At 74.0% G+C, this 21501-nt stretch carries 21 protein-coding genes; 7 read left to right on the top strand and 14 right to left on the bottom strand.

The genetic code is table 11. From position 1 onward, the window contains the following. The first annotated feature begins 5 nt into the window (after window positions 1-5). The 6 genes from ACSUPT_RS24195 (at window position 6) to ACSUPT_RS24220 (ending at window position 6155) form a co-directional block, all read left to right on the top strand. The gene (locus ACSUPT_RS24195) at window positions 6-626 is read left to right on the top strand and encodes a mycothiol-dependent nitroreductase Rv2466c family protein (protein ID WP_436945501.1); all 621 of its coding nucleotides are present in this window, start codon (window positions 6-8) and stop codon (window positions 624-626) included. Between the two features lie 89 nt (window positions 627-715). Next, on the top strand, window positions 716-1669 hold the full coding sequence (locus tag ACSUPT_RS24200) for an STM4015 family protein (RefSeq protein WP_403498330.1): 954 nt from the start codon (window positions 716-718) through the stop codon (window positions 1667-1669). Window positions 1670-1679: 10 nt separating this feature from the next. After that, window positions 1680-2786, top strand: coding sequence for an STM4014 family protein (locus ACSUPT_RS24205; protein WP_436945502.1), 1107 nt, complete (start codon window positions 1680-1682; stop codon window positions 2784-2786). Between the two features lie 205 nt (window positions 2787-2991). Then, complete coding sequence (locus ACSUPT_RS24210; protein ID WP_351964963.1) at window positions 2992-3798, top strand: STM4013/SEN3800 family hydrolase; 807 nt, start codon at window positions 2992-2994, stop codon at window positions 3796-3798. Then, window positions 3795-5285 (top strand): STM4012 family radical SAM protein, encoded by a 1491-nt coding sequence (locus ACSUPT_RS24215; protein ID WP_436945503.1) that lies wholly within the window; start codon window positions 3795-3797, stop codon window positions 5283-5285. Before ACSUPT_RS24210 ends, ACSUPT_RS24215 begins: the two co-directional genes overlap by 4 nt. Window positions 5286-5291: 6 nt before the next feature. Next, window positions 5292-6155: an STM4011 family radical SAM protein gene (locus ACSUPT_RS24220; protein WP_351964851.1), complete on the top strand. Its 864-nt coding sequence runs from the start codon at window positions 5292-5294 to the stop codon at window positions 6153-6155. Here the strand turns inward: ACSUPT_RS24220 and ACSUPT_RS24225 are convergent. The 14 genes from ACSUPT_RS24225 to ACSUPT_RS24290 form a co-directional block, all read right to left on the bottom strand. Beyond that, window positions 6152-6889, bottom strand: coding sequence for a sirohydrochlorin chelatase (locus ACSUPT_RS24225; RefSeq protein ID WP_436945504.1), 738 nt, complete (start codon window positions 6887-6889; stop codon window positions 6152-6154). The genes ACSUPT_RS24220 and ACSUPT_RS24225 overlap by 4 nt on opposite strands. A gap of 5 nt (window positions 6890-6894) precedes the next feature. Further along, a complete protein-coding gene (locus ACSUPT_RS24230) occupies window positions 6895-7827 on the bottom strand; it encodes an ABC transporter permease (RefSeq protein ID WP_361660012.1) in 933 nt (310 codons plus the stop codon). Then, window positions 7814-8611 carry an ABC transporter ATP-binding protein gene (locus ACSUPT_RS24235; RefSeq protein WP_351964848.1) on the bottom strand — a complete coding sequence of 266 codons (798 nt, stop codon included), beginning with the start codon at window positions 8609-8611 and terminating at the stop codon, window positions 7814-7816. Before ACSUPT_RS24235 ends, ACSUPT_RS24230 begins: the two co-directional genes overlap by 14 nt. 157 nt (window positions 8612-8768) lie before the next feature. Then, window positions 8769-9809, bottom strand: a complete 1041-nt coding sequence (locus ACSUPT_RS24240; protein ID WP_403498350.1) for an ABC transporter substrate-binding protein — start codon at window positions 9807-9809, stop codon at window positions 8769-8771. 199 nt (window positions 9810-10008) lie between these two features. Next, a complete protein-coding gene (locus tag ACSUPT_RS24245) occupies window positions 10009-10212 on the bottom strand; it encodes a hypothetical protein (RefSeq protein WP_365726202.1) in 204 nt (67 codons plus the stop codon). Continuing rightward, complete coding sequence (locus ACSUPT_RS24250; protein ID WP_361660003.1) at window positions 10212-11546, bottom strand: sulfate adenylyltransferase subunit 1; 1335 nt, start codon at window positions 11544-11546, stop codon at window positions 10212-10214. The genes ACSUPT_RS24245 and ACSUPT_RS24250 overlap by 1 nt, the downstream gene beginning before the upstream one ends. 2 nt (window positions 11547-11548) lie before the next feature. Continuing rightward, on the bottom strand, window positions 11549-12487 hold the full coding sequence (cysD, locus tag ACSUPT_RS24255; RefSeq protein WP_351964844.1) for a sulfate adenylyltransferase subunit CysD: 939 nt from the start codon (window positions 12485-12487) through the stop codon (window positions 11549-11551). Next, on the bottom strand, window positions 12484-13047 hold the full coding sequence (cysC, locus tag ACSUPT_RS24260) for an adenylyl-sulfate kinase (RefSeq protein ID WP_351964843.1): 564 nt from the start codon (window positions 13045-13047) through the stop codon (window positions 12484-12486). Before cysC ends, cysD begins: the two co-directional genes overlap by 4 nt. Next, on the bottom strand, window positions 13044-13745 hold the full coding sequence (locus tag ACSUPT_RS24265) for a phosphoadenylyl-sulfate reductase (RefSeq protein ID WP_365726190.1): 702 nt from the start codon (window positions 13743-13745) through the stop codon (window positions 13044-13046). The genes cysC and ACSUPT_RS24265 overlap by 4 nt, the downstream gene beginning before the upstream one ends. Beyond that, window positions 13742-13921, bottom strand: a complete 180-nt coding sequence (locus ACSUPT_RS24270) for a hypothetical protein (RefSeq protein ID WP_351964841.1) — start codon at window positions 13919-13921, stop codon at window positions 13742-13744. The genes ACSUPT_RS24265 and ACSUPT_RS24270 overlap by 4 nt, the downstream gene beginning before the upstream one ends. Before the next feature lie 37 nt (window positions 13922-13958). Continuing rightward, the gene (locus tag ACSUPT_RS24275) at window positions 13959-15656 is read right to left on the bottom strand and encodes a nitrite/sulfite reductase (protein WP_436945505.1); all 1698 of its coding nucleotides are present in this window, start codon (window positions 15654-15656) and stop codon (window positions 13959-13961) included. A 126-nt stretch (window positions 15657-15782) separates the two neighbouring features. Next, complete coding sequence (locus ACSUPT_RS24280; protein WP_023590579.1) at window positions 15783-15866, bottom strand: putative leader peptide; 84 nt, start codon at window positions 15864-15866, stop codon at window positions 15783-15785. Window positions 15867-16057: 191 nt separating this feature from the next. Then, entirely contained in the window at window positions 16058-16630 is a 573-nt protein-coding gene (locus ACSUPT_RS24285; RefSeq protein ID WP_351964839.1) for a GNAT family N-acetyltransferase, read from the bottom strand. 43 nt (window positions 16631-16673) lie between these two features. Next, complete coding sequence (locus ACSUPT_RS24290; RefSeq protein ID WP_436945506.1) at window positions 16674-20549, bottom strand: wHTH domain-containing protein; 3876 nt, start codon at window positions 20547-20549, stop codon at window positions 16674-16676. 223 nt (window positions 20550-20772) lie between these two features. On the opposite strand from ACSUPT_RS24290, the gene ACSUPT_RS24295 reads away from it, so the two are divergent. Then, window positions 20773-21408, top strand: a complete 636-nt coding sequence (locus ACSUPT_RS24295; protein WP_351964837.1) for a hypothetical protein — start codon at window positions 20773-20775, stop codon at window positions 21406-21408. Window positions 21409-21501 lie beyond the last annotated feature (93 nt).

Raw genomic sequence — 21501 nt, forward strand, 5'->3', positions numbered from 1 at the left:
CGGGCATGAGCACTGAACAGCCCACGACCGCCGTCGACTTCTGGTTCGACCCCGCCTGCCCGTTCGCCTGGATCACCTCCCGCTGGATCCTGGAGGTCGAACGCCACCGCGACCTCGACGTCCGCTTCCACGTGATGAGCCTGCACCTCCACAACGAGGGCAACGAACTGCCCGACTGGTACCGCGACCTCGTCGACCGGTCCGTCGGCCCCGTCCGCGTCGCGGCGGCCGCGGCCGAGCGGCACGGCGAGGACGTGCTGCGCGACCTGTACACGGCCTTCGGCACCCGCATCCACCAGGAGAGGAACGGCGACTTCGACGCGGTCGCCGCCGAGGCGCTGGCCGAACTCGGCCTGCCCGCCGAGCTGGCGAAGGCCGCCGGCGACCCCGCCTGGGACGAGGCCGTGCGCCGCAGCCACGACGCGGGCAAGGACCCCGCCGCCGACGGGTACGTGGGCACCCCGACGATCCACGTCGACGGCACCGTCTGGTTCGGCCCCGTCCTCAACGCGATCCCGCGCGGCGAGGAGGCCGTCCGCCTCTTCGACGCCTTCCGCACCCTCGCCGCGCACTACGGCTTCTTCGAACTGAAGCGCACCCGCACGGGCGGCCTCTCCTACGACTGACCGGCGCCCCCGCCCGACCGCGTTGTCAGTGGCGCTTGCTACAACTGGCAGCGCATCCACAACGACGGACGAGGAACGGCGGGGCAGCCATGCTGGGGGACGACAACACGTGGTACGGGCTTCCGGTCCACGACTTCCCGGGACCGGACGACGAGGGCCGCACGCCCCTGCCCGAGGCCGACGCCGTCGCCTGGCGGGTGTCGACCGACACGTACGACGCGGAGGAGACCTGGCCCGAGGCGTTCGCGCGGTTCACCGCCGCCGTGGACCCCGGCAGGGTCCGCGCCCTCGTCGTCGGCGCCTGGGAGGAGGCGTACGAGAACGGCTCGGAGGAGATCGTCCGGACGGTCCTCGACGCCCGGTCCCGCCTGACCTCCCTGCGCGCCCTGTTCCTCGGCGACATGGAGTCCGAGGAGTGCGAGATCTCCTGGATCACCCAGAGCGACGTCACCCCGCTCCTCGACGGCTTCCCCGAGCTGGAGGCGTTCGGGGTGCGGGGCGGCACGGCCCTCGCCTTCCCGGCCGCCACCCACCGGCGGCTGCGGACCCTCGTCGTGGAGACCGGCGGCATGCCCGCCGCGGTCGTGCGGGGCATCGCCGCGAGCGACTTCCCCGCGCTGGAGCTCCTCGACCTGTGGCTGGGCACGGAGGAGTACGGCGGCGACTGCTCCGTCGAGGACGTGGCGCCGATCCTCGACGGCTCCCGCCTGCCCCGCCTGCGCCATCTCGCCCTGCGCAACAGCGACATCCAGGACCACATCGCCCGGGCGGCGGCCTCCGCGCCGGTCGTCTCCCGCCTGGACGTCCTCGACCTGTCGATGGGCGTCCTCACCGACGAGGGCGCCGAGGCCCTGCTCGGCGGACAGCCGCTCACCCACCTCCGCAAGCTCGACCTGCACCACCACTACCTGAGCGAGCCGATGGAGCGGCGTCTGCGCGAGGCGCTGGAGCCCGCCGGCGTCGCCCTGTCCCTGGACCGCGACGACGCCGAGGAGTACGAGTGGGACGGCCGCGTCCGGCGGTTCGTCGCCGTCGGCGAGTGACGGACCGGCCGTGACGGTGGAAGCGCCGCCGCGCTGGGCGGTCGTCGGCAACCCGGAGAACCGCCGCGTCGCCCTGTTCGACCGGGCCGTACGGGAGGCCGGGCTGCCCGCGCCGCGCGTCGTGCCCTGGGCGGACGTCCTGCGCGACGGCGGCGCCGGGTTCGCGCCCGACGAGGTCGTGCGGCTCGATTCGCCCGGCGAGAACGCCGAGGTGGACCGGGCCCTGCGCGGCGTGGACGACCCGACCCGCGTCGAGGGCGGCGCCCGCTGGTACGAGCGGTTCACCGCCGCCGTCCGCACGCTGCGGGGCGGCGTGCGCCTCGACGACCCCGACGAGCTGGCCGTCCTCTTCGACAAGCGGCGCTGCCACGCCGTCCTCGACCGGGCCGGGGTGCCCGTCCCCGCGTCGCCCACCTCCGGCGGCGCCGCCCCGGTGCGCGGCTGGGACGACGTACGGGCCCTGATGGACGCGCACGGCATGCCCCGCGTCTTCCTCAAGCCCGCCCACGGGTCCTCCGCGTCCGGTGTCGTCGCCCTCGAGACGGCCGGACGCGGCCGGATCAGGGCGACCACGTCCGTGGAGGCCACCCCGGACGGCCGCCTCCACAACTCACTGCGCGTCCGCCGCCTCGACGGCGAACGGGAGATCGCCGCCCTCGCCGACGCGCTCGCCCCGGACGGGCTGCACATCGAACGGTGGTGGCCCAAGGCGTCCCTGGGCGGCCGGACGGCGGACCTGCGGGTCGTCGTGGTCGCGGGCAGGGCCACCCACGCCGTCGCCCGCACCAGCCGCTCGCCCATGACCAACCTCCACCTCGGCGGCCGGCGCGGCGACCTGGCCGCCGCCATGGCCGCCGCCGGCCCCCGCTGGGCCGACGCCCTGGAGATCTGCGAGCGGGCCGCCGCCTGCTTCCCCGGCACGCTCTGCGTCGGCGTCGACCTGCTCCCGGCGGTCGGCTGGCGCCGGTTCGCCGTCGCCGAGGTCAACGCCTTCGGCGACCTCCTGCCCGGCCTCACCGGGCTGCCCGGCAGCGGCGCCGAGGGCCTCGACACCTACGCGGCCCAGATCGCCGCCGTACAGCACCACCACACGAGGAACCACCGTGCATCCGCCTGACAGCAGCCACCTCCCCGGCACACCCGGCCACTCCGGCACACCCGGCCACCCCGGCCACGCGGCCTCCGGCACGAACGCCGTCGCCGATCCACCCGGGACCACGGGCATCCCCGAGCCGTCCGGCACGGACGCCGTCCCCGAGCCGCCCGGGACCACGGGCATCCCCGAGCCGTCCGGCACGGACGCCGTCCCCGAGCCGCCCGACATGAACGAGGTCGTCGGCCGGGACGACCTGCTCCTGCTCACGCTCGACACCCTCCGCTACGACGTGGCCGCCGAGCTCGCCGCCGCCGGCCGCATCCCCCACCTGGCCCGCCACCTCCCCGGCGGCGCCTGGGAGAAGCGGCACGCCCCCGGCAGCTTCACCTACGCCTCCCACCAGGCGATGTTCGCCGGGTTCCTGCCCACGCCCGCCGCGCCGGGGCCGCACCCGAGGCTGTTCGCCGCCCGCTTCGCCGGCAGCGAGACGACCGCCGGGCGCACCTACGTCTTCGACACACCGGACCTCGTGTCCGGGCTGGCCGCCGCCGGGTACCGCACGGTGTGCGTCGGGGGAGTCGGCTTCTTCAACAAGCGGGGCGCGCTCGGCGACGTCCTGCCGGGCATGTTCCAGGAGAGCCACTGGGAACCGGAGTTCGGCGTCGCGTCACCCGTCTCCTTCGAGGCGCAGGTGGCGCGGGCCGAGCGGATCGTCGCCGGACTCCCGCGCGAGCGGCGGCTGTTCCTCTTCCTCAACGTCTCCGCGCTGCACCAGCCGAACTGGTTCCACCTGCCCGGCGCGACCCGCGAGGCCGGGGACAGCCGCGCCACCCACGCCGCCGCCCTGGAGTACGTCGACCGGCACATCGGGCGGCTGTTCGCCGCGATGAGCTCCCGCCGCCGCTGCTTCGCCATCGTCTGCTCGGACCACGGCACGACCTACGGCGACGACGGCTACACCGGCCACCGCATCGGCCACGAGGCCGTGTGGACCGTGCCGTACGCACACTTCTTCCTGGAGCCGTCCGCATGACCGCGCCCGCCGCCACCCCCGCACCCGCGCCCACCACCGCCCCCGCGCCCGCCACCGCCTCCGCGCCCACCGCCACCGCCTCCGCGCCCGCCGCCACCGTGGGCCCCGTGCGGCCGTACGAGGCGTACGTCTACGCCTACCCGCACAAGACCGCGTACACGGAGCTGGACGACCGTCCCGCGTTGCGCGACCTGTGGCGGGGCGAGGCCAAGGACGCCCTCTCCCTGTACTTCCACATCCCGTTCTGCGAGGTCCGCTGCGGCTTCTGCAACCTCTTCACCCGCATCGGCGCCCCCGAGGGGCTGACCGGCCGCTACCTCAACGCGCTCGAACGGCAGGCCACCGCCGTCCGCGACGCCCTCGACGCGTCGGACACCGCCGGGCCCGGCGCCGTGCGCTTCGCCAACGCCGCCTTCGGCGGCGGAACCCCCACGTTCCTGACCGCCCGCGAACTGGAGCGGCTCTGCGACATCGCGGAGACCCGCATGGGCGCCGACCTGCGCGCGATCCCGCTCTCCGTCGAGACGTCCCCCGCCACCGCGACCGCCGACCGGCTCGCCGTCCTCGCCGAGCGCGGCGCCACCCGCCTCAGCATCGGCGTGCAGTCCTTCGTCGACGAGGAGGCCAGGGCGGCCGTACGGCCCCAGCGCCGCGCCGACGTGGAGGCCGCGCTCGGCCGCATCCGCGACACGGGCGTCCCCGTCCTGAACATCGACCTCATCTACGGCATCGACGGCCAGACCCCCGCCACCTGGCGCACCTCCCTCGACGCCGCGCTCGCCTGGCGGCCCGAGGAGCTGTACCTCTACCCGCTGTACGTCCGCGCCCTCACCGGTCTGGCCCGCCGCACCGCCCACACCGACCGCGACTGGGACGAGCAGCGCCTCGCCCTGTACCGGCAGGGCCGCGACCACCTCCTCGCGCACGGCTACGAGCAGGTGTCGATGCGGATGTTCCGACGCGCCGACGCGGCGCCGCAGGGCCCGGACGACCACGCCTGCCAGACCGACGGCATGATCGGCCTAGGCTGCGGCGCCCGCTCGTACACCTCCACGCTCCACTACTCCTTCGACTACGCCGTCGACATGGGGCGGATACGGGCGATCATCGACGACTACACCGCCACCGAGGACTTCGGGCACGCGGTCCACGGCCGGAGGGTCGACGCGGACGAGGCACGCCGCCGCCACCTCCTGCAGTCCCTCCTCCAGGCGCGCGGCATGCCGCTCGCCGACTACCGCGACCGGTTCGGCACCGACCCGCACGACGACTTCCCCGCCGAGCTCGCCGCCTTCGCCGCCCGCGGCTGGCTCGCCGGGGACGGCGCGGCCGGCGGCGGCGCGGGCGGCGGCGGCGCGGGCGGCGGCGGCGCGGGCGGCGGTGTGCTGCGGCTCTCCCCGGAGGGCCTGGCCCACTCCGACGCGCTCGGCCCCGCCCTGTTCTCACCCGCCGTGCGGGCCGCGATGGCCGCGTACGAGGCGAAGTAGCCGGCCGTGGACCTGACGATCCTGTACCGCGGGCCGCTCGCCTCGTGCGACTACGACTGCCCGTACTGCCCCTTCGCCAAGCGCCGCGACACGCCCGCGCAGCTGCGCGCCGACCGCGCCGCGCTGGAGCGGTTCACCGCCTGGGCCGCCGCGCAGACCGGCGACCGGCTGTCCGTGCTGTTCACCCCCTGGGGCGAGGGGCTGGTCCGCTCCTGGTACCGGCGGGCGCTGGTCGAGCTGTCGCACCTGCCGCACGTCCGGCGCGTCGCCATCCAGACCAATCTGAGCTGCCGCACCGACTGGCTCGCGGACGCCGACCCGGACACCGTCGCCCTGTGGTGCACCTACCACCCGGGCCAGACCCCGTACGAGCGGTTCCTGGCGAAGGCCCGCGACCTCGCCGACCGGGGCGTGCGCTACAGCGTCGGCGTCGTCGGCCTGCCCGAGCACCTGGAGCACGCGCGGCGGCTGCGCGCCGCCCTGCCCGCCCATGTCTACCTGTGGGTCAACGCCGCCGAGGGCCGTGCGTACACCGACGAGGAGGCCGCCGTGTGGACGGCCGTCGACCCGCTGTTCCCGTACAGCCGCCATCCGCACCGCTCGGCCGGACTGCCGTGCCGCACCGGCGAGTCGGTCGTCTCCGTCGACGGGGACGGCACGGTCCGCCGCTGCCACTTCGTCCGCGCCGAGCTGGGCAACCTGTACGACGGCTCCTACCGTGCCGCGCTCGCCCCGCGCCCCTGCCCGCTGGCCGTCTGCGACTGCCACATCGGGTACGTGCACCTGGAGACGCTGCCGCTGTACGACGTGTTCGCGGGCGGCGTCCTCGAACGGATCCCGGCGCCCGCGCACGTCCGGCGCACCGGCTAGACCGCGGCCGCCAGCGGGCGCGCGGCACGGGCCCCGTCGTAGCGCCGCACGAGCAGCCGGGCCAGCTCCGGGGCCGGGCCCAGCACGTCGGCGAGGACGTCCGCGCCGGCCGCGCCGGCCGCGATGCGGTCGGGCAGCCGGCCCGGCGCGATGACATACGGCGCGACCGCCACCCGGCGGACGCCCTCCGCGCGCAGCGCCCGCACCGCGTCCTCGGTGCGGGGAAGGGATGCGGAGGCGAACGCGGGCCGCACGGCGCACCAACCGGTACGCCGCAGCTCCCGCGCCGTTTCAGCGAACACCGCGTTCGCCTCCGGGTCGGTGGAGCCCGCGAAGGCCAGGACGACCCCGGTCGCGGGCTTGTCGGCGGGGGCGAGCCCCGCCTCGTACAGGCGCCGTTCCACCGCGCGCAGCAGCAGCGGCGACGGGCCGAGCACCTCCGCCTGGCGGACGCGCAGCGCCTGCGGGGCCTGCCGCAGCACGGCGGGGATGTCCGCCTTGGCGTGGTACGCGCGGTTCAGCAGCAGCGGCAGGGCCACCACGTCCCGTACGCCGTCGGCCGCGAGCGACTCCAGGACGGCCGGGACGGACGGCACGTTGAAGTCGAGGAACGCGGTCTCCACGCGGACGCCGGGCCGCAGCGCCGCCACCGCCCCGACCAGGGCGTGGACGGTCGCGGCGTGGCGCGGGTCGCGGCTGCCGTGCGCGACGACGAGGAGGACGGGCGCGGCCATGGCGCTCAGCCCTTGCCCAGCAGTCCGCGGCGGCGCAGCACCGCGCGCTCCAGCGGGCTGAACACCAGCAGGTCGATGGCGATGCCGACCAGCAGGATCAGCAGGATCGCCAGGAAGATCCCCGGCATGTCCGAGTTGTTGCGGCCGTTCTCCAGCAGCTGGCCGAGCCCGAGGCCCAGCTCCGGGGACGACGCGATGATCTCGGCGGCCATCAGGGAGCGCCAGGAGAACGCCCACCCCTGCTTCAGGCCCGCCAGATAGCCGGGCAGCGCCGCGGGCATGACGATGTGCCAGGCGCCCCGCAGCCCGGTCGCGCCGAGGGTGCGGCCCGCCCGCAGGAACAGCGGCGGGACCTGGTCGACGCCGGCCACCAGGCCGTTGGCGATGGACGGGACGGCGCCCAGCAGGATCACCGCGTACATCATCTGGTCGTTCAGCCCCAGCCACAGCACGGCCGGCGGCACCCAGGCGACCGACGGCAGCGACTGGAGGCCCGAGAGGATCGGCCCCACTGCGGCGCGCACGACCTTCACCCGGGCGACGAGCAGCCCCAGCGGCGTGCCGATCGCCAGCGCCAGCACGAAACCGAGCAGAGCGCGGGACACACTGGTCCACATGACGCCGAACAGCGTCCCCTGCAGCCACATCTCGGACAGGCTGTCCCACACCGCGGACGGAGCGGGGAGCTTGTACGCGTCGGTGACCTCCGCCCAGACGAGCAGCTGCCAGACGACCAGGACCAGCGCGACCGCGACGACGGGCGGCAGGACCTTCCTGACCAACGTCTCGCGCAGCGGCGTACGCCGGGTCTCCACCGCGTCCAGCGCGTCGAGGCCGGCCTCCAGGCCCGCCAGGTCGTCCGGCCCGCCGGCCTTGGCCTTGCCCGGCGCGGCGGCGGACTGCGGCTCCGCCCCGGCCCTCGTGTCAGTGCTGCCCATGTCGGCGGATCTCCCCCCGCAGTTGTTCCGTGATCTCCAGGGACAGCTCCGCCACCGCGGCGTCCTCGATGCGGCGCGGCTGCGGCAGGCCGACCGTCCACTCCCGGGCGATCCGGCCCGGACGGGACGACAGCAGCACCACGCGCTGGGCCAGCCGCACGGCCTCGCGCACGTTGTGGGTGACGAACAGCACCGACAGGCCCGTCTCGTGCCAGATGCGGGTCAGCTCGTCGTGCAGCACGTCGCGGGTGATCGCGTCGAGCGCGGCGAACGGCTCGTCCATCAGCAGCAGCCGGCTGTCCTGGGCGAGCGCCCGCGCCATCGCGACCCGCTGCCGCATCCCGCCGGACAGCTCGTGGACGCGCTTGCCGTACGAGCCGCCGAGCCGGACCAGCTCCAGGAGCCGCTCCGCCTCGCCGCGCCGGTCGGCCTTGGCCACTCCGCGCAGCTTCAGCGCCAGTTCGATGTTCTTCCCCGCGGTCAGCCACGGGAACAGCGCGTGCTCCTGGAACATCAGGGCGGGCCGCCCGTCCGTGGCGATCGTCCCGGAGGACGGCCGGTCGAGCCCGGCCACCAGGTTGAGCAGGGTGGACTTGCCGCAGCCGGACGCCCCGAGGAGGGTGACGAACTCGCCCGGCGCGACATCGAGGCTGATGTCGTCCAGGACGAGCTGCTGCCCGGCGGGGCCGGCGAAGGACTTCGAGACGCGCTCGATCCGCGCGGCGTACTCGACCGCCGTCGTGCGGTCCTCGGCGCGGGGCGCCGTACCGATCGTGATGGCCATGGTCGTCACCTCCTGGGAGCTGGTCTGACGGACTGACGGGACGGATGGGGGCGGGGCGGCCGGGGCCTTACCGGGGCGGGCCCGGCCTGGCGGGGACTCACGGGACAGGGACTCAGCGGACGGCGCCCCACCGGGCCGGGGCCCACCGGGCCGGCGCTCACCGGACACCGAGCCCGGCGTCGGCGACGGGCGCGCGGCCCTCGGCGGCGAGCACCCGGTTGAGCGGCCGCACGTCGTAGATCCCGTCCAGCAGGGGCTTCTCCAGCAGCCCGGCGGCCTCCGCGTGGCGGGCCTGCTCGCGCAGCGTCTCCGCCAGCGGGTCGTCGAGGAACCGGATCGTCGGCCACGCCGAGTCGATGACCTCGGCCGGCAGTGCCTTGCCGGTGAGCGCCTCCATCTGGGCGTTCGCCGCGGCCTTCGCCTCGCGGGGGTGGGCGGCGATCCACGCGTTGGCCTTCAGCGAGCCGCGCAGCACCGCCTCCACCACGTCCGGATGCCGCTCCAGGAAGGGCTGCGCGACCACGATGTTGGTGATCACGAACCGGCCCCCGGGCCACAGCCGCGCCTCGTCCAGCAGGGGCTTCGCCCCCTCGGCGATCAGCTTCGACGCGGTCGGCTCCGGCACCCACGCCCCGTCGACCGAACCCGAACGGTAGGCGTCGGGCAGGATCTTGTTGTCGACGCGCACCACGGACACATCGCCCTGGCCGCTCTGCGGATCGACCTTCCAGCCCTGCTCGGCCGCCCAGTGCAGGAACGCCACGTCCTGGGTGTTGCCGAGCTGCGGGGTCGCGATCCGCTTGCCCTTCACATCGGCGAGGTCCTTCACCCGGTCCGGGTTCACCACGAGCCGGACGCCGCCGGACGCGGCGCCGCCGACGATCCGCAGGTTCTTGCCGCCGGAGCGGCTGTAGCCGTTGATCGCGGGCGAGGGGCCGAGGTACGCGATGTCCACCGACCCCGCGTTGAGCGCCTCCACGGCGGACGGGCCCGCGTTGAACGTGGCGGTCCGCAGCCGCGTGCCGCGCAGCTCCTTCTGGAAGAAGCCCTCCCGCTCGCCGACGAGCGCCGTGCCGTGGGTGAGGTTCGCGAAGTACCCGACGCGGACGGTGTCCACGGACAGCTTCGGCCCCTCGGGCACCACCTTCGCCCGGTTCTCCACCGCCTGCGAGCCGTAGCCGCACGAGACCAGCGCCATGAGCAGCAGCGGCAGGACCGCGGCGGCGGCGAGGGTGCGGCGGGCGCGCGGCGCGGGCCGTGGACGGGGAGTGGCAGGCACGGGAGGTTCCTCTCGTCGGCCGGCCGCTACCCCCCGTACGGGTGGGCAGGCGCGGCCGGGCGGGCGGCGGTGGTCGGGCTGCCGCGGTGCGGGCCGCGGCGGTGGAGCGGGCGGGCGGTCACCGGGCACATCGGGCGACACCCCCGGTGCCCGCGCCGAGACGTCCGCCGCCGACCCGGCCGCCCTCCTTCGCGAAGGTCGCGAACGCGTCGCGGGCCGCCAGGACGCCACCCGCGATCAGGACGCCGCCCGCCATCAGGGCGCCGCCCGCCTGGGCGTTGCCCGGCATCAGGACGCCGCCGCTCCGGGCGTTGCCGGCCATCAGAAGTCCCAGCCCTCATCGTCGGCCGGCGCCGCGGCGGCCTTCTCGGTGGCGAACGACTCGCCCGCCATGCCCGCCGCCAGCGTCGTGCCGTCCGCCGGGTCGATCAGCAGGAACGAGCCGGTGCGCCGCGAGTCGGCGTACGCGTCGAGCGCGAGCGGCTCGGCCGTGCGGACCTTGACCGTGCCGATGTCGTTGGCGACCAGCCGGCCCGGGGCCGGGTGCTGGGACAGGTCGTCCAGGGTCAGCCGGGACGGGATGTCCTTCACGATCGCCTTGACCGTACGGGTCGTGTGCTTCAGCAGCACGCGCTGGCCGACCGTCAGCGGCTGGTCCGCCACATGGCACACCGTCGCCTCGACGTCCTGGCTGGTCGCCGGGGCGTCCCCGGACGGCACGATCAGGTCGCCGCGCGAGATGTCGATGTCGTCCTCCAGCAGGAGGGTGACGGACTGCGGCGTCCACGCCACGTCCACGGGCGTGCCCAGCAGGTCGATGCCGGAGATCCGCGACGTACGGCCCGACGGCAGCACGGTCACCTCCTGGCCGACCCGGAACGTGCCGGCGGCGATCTGCCCCGCGTACCCCCGGTAGTCCGGGTGCTCGGCGGTCTGCGGGCGGATCACGTACTGGACGGGCAGCCGCGCGTGGCAGGCGGTCAGATCATGGCTGACCGGCACGGTCTCCAGGTGCTCCAGCACCGTCGGACCGCCGTACCAGTCCATCGTCGCGGACGGCTCCACCACGTTGTCCCCGGCGAGCGCCGAGATCGGGATGGCGGTCACCTCGGGGATGCCCAGCTCCGTCGCGTACGCCGTGAACTCCTCGGCGATCCGCGCGAAGACGGCCTCCTCGTAGGAGACGAGGTCCATCTTGTTGACGGCGAGCACCACGTGCGGGACGCGCAGCAGCGCGGCGATCGCGGCGTGCCGGCGGGTCTGCTCGACCACCCCGTTGCGGGCGTCCACGAGGATCACGGTCAGCTCGGCGGTGGACGCGCCGGTCACCATGTTCCGCGTGTACTGCACATGGCCGGGCGTGTCGGCGAGGATGAACCTCCGCCGGGCCGTGGCGAAGTAACGGTACGCCACGTCGATGGTGATGCCCTGCTCCCGCTCGGCCCGCAGGCCGTCCGTCAGCAGCGCCAGGTCGGGCGCCTCCTGGCCGCGTGAGCGGGAGGCGTGCTCGACGGCCTCCAGCTGGTCGGCGAGGACCGACTTGGAGTCGTGCAGCAGCCGGCCCACGAGGGTGGACTTGCCGTCGTCGACGGACCCGGCGGTCGCGAAACGCAGCAGGGTGGTGGCCGAGAGCTGCTCGGCGGTGGTGCTGGACATCTCTAGAAGTACCCTTCGCGCTTGCGGTCTTCCATCGCGGCCTCGGACAGCTTGTCGTCGGCGCGGGTGGCGCCCCGCTCGGTCAGCCGGGACGCGGCGATCTCGGCGATCACGGCGTCGAGCGTGGTGGCGTCGGAGTCGACGGCGCCCGTGCAGGACATGTCACCGACCGTGCGGTAGCGGATGAGCCGCTTCTCGACGGTCTCGCCCTCCTTGGGGCCGCCCCACTCGCCGGCCGTCAGCCACATGCCGTTGCGCCGGAACACCTCCCGCTCGTGCGCGAAGTAGATCTCCGGCAGCTCGATGCCCTCGCGGGCGATGTACTGCCACACGTCCAGCTCGGTCCAGTTCGACAGCGGGAACACCCGCACGTGCTCGCCCGGCGCGTGCCGCCCGTTGTACAGCTGCCACAGCTCGGGCCGCTGCCGGCGCGGGTCCCACTGGGAGAACTCGTCGCGCAGCGAGAACACCCGCTCCTTGGCGCGGGCCTTCTCCTCGTCGCGCCGCCCGCCGCCGAACACCGCGTCGAAGCGGTGCTGCTGGATCGCCTCGGTCAGCGGCACGGTCTGCAGCGGGTTGCGCGTGCCGTCCGGGCGCTCCTTGAGGACGCCGCGGTCGATGTAGTCCTGGACGGACGCCACGTGCAGCCGCAGGTGGTGCCGGGCGACCGTCCGGTCGCGGTACTCGATGACCTCGGGGAAGTTGTGCCCCGTGTCCACGTGGAGCAGCGTGAACGGCACCGGCGCGGGCGCGAACGCCTTCAGCGCCAGGTGCAGCATCACGATCGAGTCCTTGCCCCCGGAGAAGAGGATCACCGGCCGCTCGAACTCTCCCGCCACCTCGCGGAAGATGTGGACGGCCTCCGACTCCAGCGCGTCCAGGTGCGACAGCGCGAACGGGCTGTCCTGCTGCTCCTCCACCGCCGTGATCGTCGTGGTCACGCCAGGCCCCTCTCGGTCAGCAGCGCGTGCAGCGCCTGCGCGGATTCGGCCACCGTCTGCCGGTGGGACTCGATCCGCAGGTCCGGGCTCTCCGGCTCCTCGTACGGGTCGTCGACCCCGGTCAGGCCGCTGATCTCGCCCGCCGCCTGCTTCGCGTACAGCCCCTTCACATCGCGTTCGGAGCACACCTCGACCGGCGTCGCCACGTGCACCTCCAGGTACGCGGTGCCCTCCTGCTGGTGCCGCTTGCGGACGGCCTCGCGGCTGTCGGCGTACGGGGCGATGACCGGCACGAGGACCTTCACGCCGTTCGACGCCAGCAGCTCGGCGACGAAGCCGATGCGCTGCACGTTCGTGTGCCGGTCCTCCCGGCTGAAGCCGAGGCCCGCCGACAGGAACTCGCGGATCTCGTCGCCGTCGAGCACCTCCACGCGGTGCCCCTCGGCGCGCAGCCGGGCGGCGAGCTCGTACGCGATGGTGGTCTTGCCGGCGCTCGGCAGACCGGTGAGCCAGATGGTGGCCCCAGTCACGTGCTTCTCCAAGGAATGGTCGTTCGTCATGCGTGCAGCCCGCACTCGGTCTTGGCGCGGCCCGCCCAGCGGCCGGCGCGCGCGTCCTCGCCCTCCAGCACGCGGCGCGTGCAGGGGGCGCAGCCCACGGAGGCGTAGCCGTCCATCAGCAGCGGATTGGTGAGGACGCCGTGCTCGGCGACGTACGCGTCGACGTCGTCCTGCGTCCACCGGGCGATCGGCGACACCTTCACCTTGCGGCGCCGCGCGTCCCAGCCGACGACCGGCGTGTTCGCCCGGGTGGGGGACTCGTCGCGGCGCAGCCCGGTCGCCCACGCCGCGTACTTCGTCAGGCCCTCCTCCAGCGGCTTGACCTTGCGCAGCGCGCAGCACAGGTCCGGGTCCCGGTCGTGGAGCCTCGGCCCGTACTCGGCGTCCTGCTCGGCGACGGTCTGGCGCGGCGTCAGGGTGATGACGTTGACGTCCATCACCGCGGCGACCGCGTCCCGCGTGCCGATCGTCTCCGGGAAGTGGTAGCCGGTGTCCAGGAACACCACGTCCACACCGGGGAAGGCGCGCGACGCGAGGTGCGCGACGACGGCGTCCTCCATGGAGGAGGTGACGCAGAAGCGGTCGCCGAACGTGTCGGCGGCCCACTTCAGGATGTCGAGCGCCGGGGCGTCCTCCAGCTCGCGGCCGGCGCGCTCGGCGAGCGCCTTCAGCTCGTCGTCGTTCTCCGTGACGGTCATGTCGGGTCCCCTCCGCTGTCAGGGCGCTGGAGGCCCCGGGCCAGCAGGCCCAGGAACTTCAGCTGGAAGGCTCGATTGCAGGCCCCGCACTCCCAGGCCCCGTGCCCCTGCTCGGCGGGGCGCAGGTCCTCGTCACCGCAGTAGGGGCAGTAGAAAGGAGCAGCCCTCTCACTCACGACAGGGCCTCTCCCTCTTCGAGGGCTCGGTTCGCGCTCATGACAGGGCCTCCTCGTCGGCGCGGGCCGCCCAGGTGGCGAAGCGTTCTCCGGGCTCGCGCTCGGCCTGGTAGCGGGTGAGGACGCGCTCGATGTAGTCGGGCAGCTCCGCGGAGGTGACCTTCAGTCCGCGCACCTTGCGGCCGAAGCCCGCTTCCAGGCCGAGCGCGCCGCCCAGGTGGACCTGGTAGCCCTCGACCTGGCGGCCCTCGTCGTCCAGTACCAGCTGGCCCTTGAGACCGATGTCCGCCACCTGGATACGGGCGCAGGCGTTGGGGCAGCCGTTGAGGTTGATGGTGATCGGCTCGTCGAAGTCCGGCAGGCGGCGCTCCAGCTCGTCGATGAGGGAGGAGCCGCGCGCCTTCGTCTCCACGATGGCCAGCTTGCAGAACTCGATGCCGGTGCACGCCATGGTGCCGCGGCGGAACGGCGACGGGTTCACCCGCAGGTCCAGCGACTCCAGCGCCGCGACCAGCGAGGGGACCTGTGCCTCCTCGACATCGAGGACGATCATCTTCTGCTCGACGGTGGTGCGGACCCGGCCGGAGCCGTGCGCCTCGGCCACCTCGGCGATCTTGGTGAGGGTCGCGCCGTCGACGCGGCCGACGCGCGGGGCGAAGCCCACGTAGAAGCGGCCGTCCTTCTGGCGGTGGACGCCCACGTGGTCGCGCCACTGCCGGACCGGCTGCGCGGGGGCGGGGCCGTCGACCAGCTTCCGCTTCAGGTACTCGTCCTCCAGGACCTGGCGGAACTTCTCGGCGCCCCAGTCGGCGACGAGGAACTTCAGGCGGGCGCGGTTGCGCAGCCGCCGGTAGCCGTAGTCGCGGAAGATCGAGATGACGCCGGTGAAGACGTCCGGGACCTCGTCCAGCGGGACCCACGCGCCGAGCCGGACACCGATCTTCGGGTTGGTGGACAGGCCGCCGCCGACCCACAGGTCGAAGCCGGGCCCGTGCTCGGGGTGCTCCACCCCGACGAACGCCACGTCGTTGATCTCGTGCGCCACGTCCAGCAGTGGCGAACCGGAGATCGCGGACTTGAACTTGCGGGGCAGGTTGGAGAAGTCCTTGTTGCCGATGATCCGGCGGTGGATCTCCTCGACGGCGGGCGTGCCGTCCACGATCTCGTCCTCGGCGATCCCGGCCACGGGGGAGCCGATGATGACGCGCGGGGTGTCGCCGCACGCCTCGGTCGTGGACAGGCCGACCTTTTCGAGGCGGCGCCAGATCTCGGGGACGTCCTCGATGCGGATCCAGTGGTACTGGATGTTCTGCCGGTCGGTGATGTCGGCGGTGCCCCGGGCGAACTCCTGGGAGATCTCGCCGATGACCCGCAGCTGGCGGGTCGTCAGCCGGCCGCCGTCGATGCGGACCCGCAGCATGAAGAACTCGTCGTCCAGCTCCTCCGGCTCGAGGACGGCCGTCTTGCCGCCGTCGATCCCGGGGCGGCGCTGGGTGTAGAGGCCCCACCAGCGCATGCGGCCGCGCAGGTCGTTGGGGTCGATGGAGTCGAATCCGGCCTTCGAGTAGATCGTCTCAATGCGTGTCCGCACATTGAGACCGTCATCGTCCTTCTTGAACTGCTCATTGCCGTTGAGGGGCGTGAAGTGGCCCCTGGCCCACTGGCCCTCGCCACGGTGGCGCCCCACCTTGCGGCGGGGCGTGGCGGGTGCGGGCTTTTCCGGGGTGGCGGCCATGGCTATACGTCCTTCGGGACTGCAGGAGGGCGGCTCTGACCTGCGCAATGTCGCGCAGGAGTGAGCTCCTGCGCGACATTGCGCGGTGGGTTCAGAAAGGGGGATCGCGGCGGGTGCTGGGTTCGCTCAGCTCGCCGGACACATGGCGCTGGACATGCGGCCGAGGTCGACGTGCCGCCGACTCACCAAGGCAATTCCAGCTCGAGACATGACGGAAGCGTGTCACGGGAGTTTGGACTCAGTCCACCTTTGTCCGCATCGCGGACGGAACTGTCCCGGATGGTGGACAAGTGTGGCGCCAGTCACGTTTGGGCGCGCCGTCGCGCGGGGCGGGTGGGGCTGACGCGGCGGGGGAGTGGGGCGGTGCGGGAGCGGGCGCTCAGGCCCGCCGGTGCCGCCGCTCAGGCGAAGGCGCCCGGCCACGGCCCCGGCGTCTCGACGGCCGGCTTGGCCGCCACGCGCGTGTCGTACAGGCGGAATCCGCGCCGCTCGTAGTTGGCGAGGGCGTGCTCGCCGTCCAGGGAGCAGGTGTTCAGCCGCACCCGCTTGGTGGGCGTGCGGCCAGGCCACCGGTCGGCCAGGTCCCACGCCCGGGCGGTGCCGTACGACAGCAGGTACCCGCCGATGCGCCGCCCCCGGAACGCCGGGATCAGCCCGAAGTACATGATCTCCACGACGCCCTCGTCCTGCGGGTCCAGCTCGATGAACCCGGCCGGCGTCCCCTTCTCGTACGCCACCCACGTCTCGACGCCCGGCCGCTCCAGGATCTCCCGCCACTGCGCGTACGTCAGCCCGAGCCGGTCCACCCACGACACGTCGCCGCCCACCGAGCAGTACAGGAACCGGCTGAACTCGGGCGAGGGCACCTCGGCGCGGACGATCCGCACCTCGTCCCCCTCCGGCGCGGCGGCGGGCCGCAGATCGCCGGGGGAGGTCTGCTCCAGGTACCAGGTGGTGACATCGACGCTGCTCATGCCGGCCAGGGAACCATGGAGGGTCTGTTTCTGGCCAGTGTGATCATCCCTGCTGGTCGGCGGTGCGGGCGCGGGGGATGAGGGGCAGGGCGGCGCGGACGGCCTCGGCGGGGTCCACGACGTCGACGCCGAGCGCGACGAGCCAGTCATGGGTCTGGCTGAGGGAGGTGCCGAGGGCGCGGGCGCCCTTGAAGAGGCCGTACAGGCGGACGGGCGTACGGTTCCGCGGGTCCGTCTCGCTGATCAGGTCGACGGCCCGCGCGGGCGACAGCCCCTCGGGCAGCTCCTGACAGGAGAGGGGGAAACCGTGCTCCGCCAGCCGGGCCGCGATGTCCGCGGGCGGGATCATGAGCTGGGAGGCCGCCTCCAGGACCCGCGCGTACGGGATGGGGGCGCCGGCCCGCAGCCGTCGCCAGTCCAGCGGGCCGGAGAACAGCGGGCCGTCCAGCTCCGACGGGGCCACCGGGCGAAGGGCGGGCACCGCCAGGCCGTACGCCCGCATGCGGGAGGCGACCACCGCCGGGGCGAGGCCCTCACGCCGGGCGACCGCGAGCAGTTGTGTGTACAGGACGGGGCGTCCCGGTCGCAGCGGCGTGTGCCGCAGCACCTCGGGATCCACGGGAGGCGTCAGGATGTCCAGATCGTGGGATTCCGTCTCGGCGGGGAACGACTCCGGCACCGGGAAGCCGAGCTGCCGGAACCAGTCGATCGCCTCGGCCGGTCCCACACCGAGCTCCCTGGCCGCCAGCAGCACACGCGAGGGAGGCACGACGGCGTCCGGGTCGAGGGGCCAGGACCGGTCGCTCATGTGCTCGCTCAGCGCCAGGAGCAGACCCGCCGTGGGGGAGTCGGGAAGCACGGACTGCTCCGGCGCCAGTCCGCAGGCCCGGAGCCGTGTGCACAGCTCCGGCACGGTGCGGTCCAGCGTGAGAGCGAGGTCCACCAGGACCCGGGGCTGGACCCGCTCACGCGGCGCGAACCAGGGGCACGGCTGTTCGCGAAGGTAGGGATGGAGCACGTCATCGGCCAGGCCCGCCCTTGCCGTGGCCAGGACGGCGTCCGGCACCTCCCTTCCCGCGTCGCGCAGCCGGCGCACCACCGTGTCCAGGGACTCGGCGCCGTCCACACACGCCCCGATGAGCGCCCCGGCGGTGACCTCGCGGACGTGCCCGCCGATCAGCGGCGGCCGGTACGAGCGGTTCTGCGGAACGGGCGTGTCGGGCAGGTCCTCCCACGGCTCCCCGTACAGACCGAGCTCCGCGGCGCGCCGGGCCACCGCCCGGGGAGAGCGGTGCAGCAGGCCGGCCATCTCGAACACCGGAGCCCCGGTCACCATCCTGCCGCCGACCCACTTGAAGAGGGCGCCGTCGGACGGGAGCGCGGGAGGCATGGGACCGACGGCCGCCAGGTCGGGACAGAGACGGCTCAGCTCCTCCAGGGGGCACCGGAGCCCATGGGCGAGCAGACGCCACAGCAGGATGTGGTCCGGAATGCCGTCCATGGAGGTTTCCCGCCTTGACGCGGTCAAGCCCGCCCGCTCCGGGAAGAGGAGGTGGACGTCGTCGGGCAGGAAGCCCGCCCGGCTCGTCGCGGCGGCGCCCGGCGGGGCGCCGGGGATGTCCCGCCCTTCGGCCAGGCAGCGTTCCACCACGAGGTCGGCCAGCGCCGTGCTCTTGGACGCGATGCGGGAGAGCCAGTCGGCATGCGGGAGGGGCCCGTCCAGCAGATGGCCGGTGGCCTGCGCCAGCAGCCCGCGCACCGTGTCCCGTACGTCGTCCAGGATGAGGGTGCGGTCCGCCGACAGCCGCTCCGGGGCAAGCGGCCCGGAGAGGTTGACCACCGCGCCGGACAGTCCCGCACCCTGCTGCGTCAGTACGCCTCCGCGCGTGTCGGGATGCACCACGAGCCCGTCCACGAGCAGGCCGCCGCCCCTCCGGCACCAGAACACCTGCGCCCCCGGCGGAGCATCCGGCCACGCCTCCATGGCGTCGCCCGCGTCCAGGTGCAACGCGTGGCCGCTCGACCGCCGCTCCCGCAGCGTCCCCGGCTCCCACCGCATGACCTCCGTGCCGTTCCGCGCGACCGTCTGGAACTCCGCCACGCCCAGCACCCTCCCCAGCACCTGCGGGCAGGACCACCGATCGTCCACGTCCCGCAGGTACAGCCGGACCGACGTGCCCGGCTGCTCACCCCGCTCCCTGGTACGGACGATCCGGAACAGGTGCCCCGGACCGAAGACGGAAGCCTCCAGGACCGGGCCCGGCATGCCGTCGCGGCCCATCCGGCAGGTGGTGACGCGCAGTTCGTCGGCGAGCATGAAGTAGCTGAGCACGCCGATGCCGAAACGGCTGTTCGGGTACAGGACGACCGGCGGGTCGAGGCGGGCCCAGTCGGCGCGCTCCTCGCGGAACTCCGGCTGCTCCGCGAACCGCGCGCCCGCGTGGGCGAAGACGCCCCGCAGTTCCGCCTCGCCCATGCCGATGCCGTTGTCGCGGCAGTCCACGTACGCGCGGCCGTCCTCGTCGACGCCCTGCTCGAAGACGATGGAGCCCTCGTACGTGTACGTCGCCGCCGGGTGCGTGCGGTCCAGGTACTCGGTGCGGGCCCTGCGGTACCGGCAGGCGTCCAGGGCGTTCTGGTACAGCTCCCGGATGGCGAGGTCCCGGTCCTTGTACAGCTGGACGCCCATCAGCAGGTCCCGTACCCGCCGTTCGTCCAGCCGGAAGCTCGCCCACCCGGTGAAGGCGCCCTCCACCGGGGTCACGCCGTCGGCGGACAGCCGCACCGGCAGGCGGGGCATGGGCTGCGCCAGCTCCCGTGCCGTACGGGTCACCGCGTGCAGCACCTCGTCCATGCGGCCCACCGCGGCCCGCAGGCCCTCCACCACCGCCTCGTGGGAGCACTCGGCCCGCAGTACCGGCAGCTCGGGCGTGCCGCCCCACTCGGACTCCTCCAGCGTCGTGCGCAGCGCGTCCAGGTCCACGGCGTGCGGGATGCCCAGATGTTCGGCCACGACGTCCGGCAGGCCCGTCGTCTCGGGGCTCAGCGCGTACGCGAGGGCGCACAGCAGGACCAGCCGCCGGTCCCGCACCCGCTGCACGCCCACCGTCTCGTCGGCGGCCAGGGCGTCCAGGAATTCCGGGTTGCACACGTCCGGGCCGCGCCGCAGCCCGTGGAGGAGGCGGCTCACCCGGCGCACCGTCAGCACCCGGCCGAGCGCCGCCCCGCCCGCGTCCCCGATGTCCGCCCCGAGCGCGTCCAGCAGGTCCCGTACGGTCTCCGGCGCCGCGTACGCCTCGTGCCGGACCAGCCAGCGGTGGTACAGCCACCACCCGAGCGGAGCCGCCGCCTCCGGGCGCAGCAATGCCCGCTGGACCAGCACGCCGTTCCCGTCCGCGTACGCCTCGAACGCCGGACGCTCCGGCGACGCGAGGTCCCCGGCCGGGCCCAGCCGCCACGGTTCGACGTGCAGCCGTCCGGCGGCGAGCCGCAGGTCGTGCACCCGCGCCAGCAGCGGGGCGAGCGTGAACAGCGCGGCCTCCGCCGGGTACAGGTCGAGGCCGGCGCCCTCGTCCGGTTCGCCCAGCAGCCACTCCAGGCGCTCCGCGAACCGCTCCGGCGCCCGCGGGTCGCGCCACGGGTCGGCCGCGAGCCGCGCCTCCGCCTCGTCCCGCAGCCGGGCCAGCGCTGACGCCACGGCCCCGGCCGCGTCCCGGTGCACGGCGGCGTCCCGCGTCCGGGGCACGTGCCGCCACACCGCCGATCCGCGTACGCGCGCCGCCCACGGCTCCTCGTCCGCGTGCGGGTGCGGGCACGGCCCCGGCGCCGCCTGATGGATCGTCAACGTCTCGATGCGGCCGGCCTGGACGACCGGGCCCGTCACCTCGCCCGCCACGTTCCGCGTGACCCGTTCCGGCATCGCGCCCGTCCCTCCCCGCACCAGCGCCGACAAGGGGACCAGCTTAAGGAGCGGCCACGCGCGCCACGTTCGCGTCGCATGTGCAAACCCCCGCGAACCGGTCCCGGCGCCCACCCACCCGCGCCGTTGTCACCCCCGTCTGACAGGATCTCCCGCCGTACGGAACCGGCCACGCGGTGTACGCCGTCCTGGCCGGTGCAACGGGGAAAGCGAGGAAACACCTATGTCTGCGTGGACACGTGGAGTCGCGGCGGCGGGCGCCCTGGCGGTCGTCCTGACCTTGGCCGGCTGCGAGGGCGGCTCGTCCAAGAGCGACAGGAAGTCCGGCGGCGGCTCGTCGGCGACCGAGTCCGGTTCGGGCTCCGAGTCCGGACCGGACGGTGCGGGCGACGAGAAGACGACGTTCAAGCTGGGCGAGGAGAGCCCGGCGATCGAGAGCGACATGCAGGCGTCCAAGGGCGCCACGTACACGCTCACCCCCACCCGGGTCACGACCGGCACCAAGGCCGACATGGACGGCTCCGGTCTGAAGAAGGACGACAAGGACGGGCCGAAGATCCCGGTCTACGTCTGGACGAAGATCACGCACAAGACGGGTGCGCCCATGGAGATCGGCGACATGGACGACGACCTCGTCGTCCGGACCGACAAGGGCACCCGCACCCGCGCGCTCATCGTCATCCTGGGCGAGGCGAAGTGGCCGAACTGCCCGGCGCCGGAGACCGACAAGAAGCTCTCGCCCGGCCAGTCGCAGGAGATCTGCAAGGCGTTCCTCGTCCCCGAGGGCGAGAAGGCCGCAGCGGTCGAGGTCACGCGCGGCTTCTACAAGAAGCCCCTGGAGTGGCCGGCCGCCGGCTGACCGCCGCGCCGAGCCCGCCGGGGCGCCCACACGGCGGCCCCGGCAGGGCCGGCTCCGCCGGCGCCCGAGCCCGACGGGCCGGCCCGCACCCCC

It is taken from the genome of Streptomyces sp. SudanB25_2051 (assembly GCF_964272635.1).
Lineage (GTDB): Bacteria > Actinomycetota > Actinomycetes > Streptomycetales > Streptomycetaceae > Streptomyces.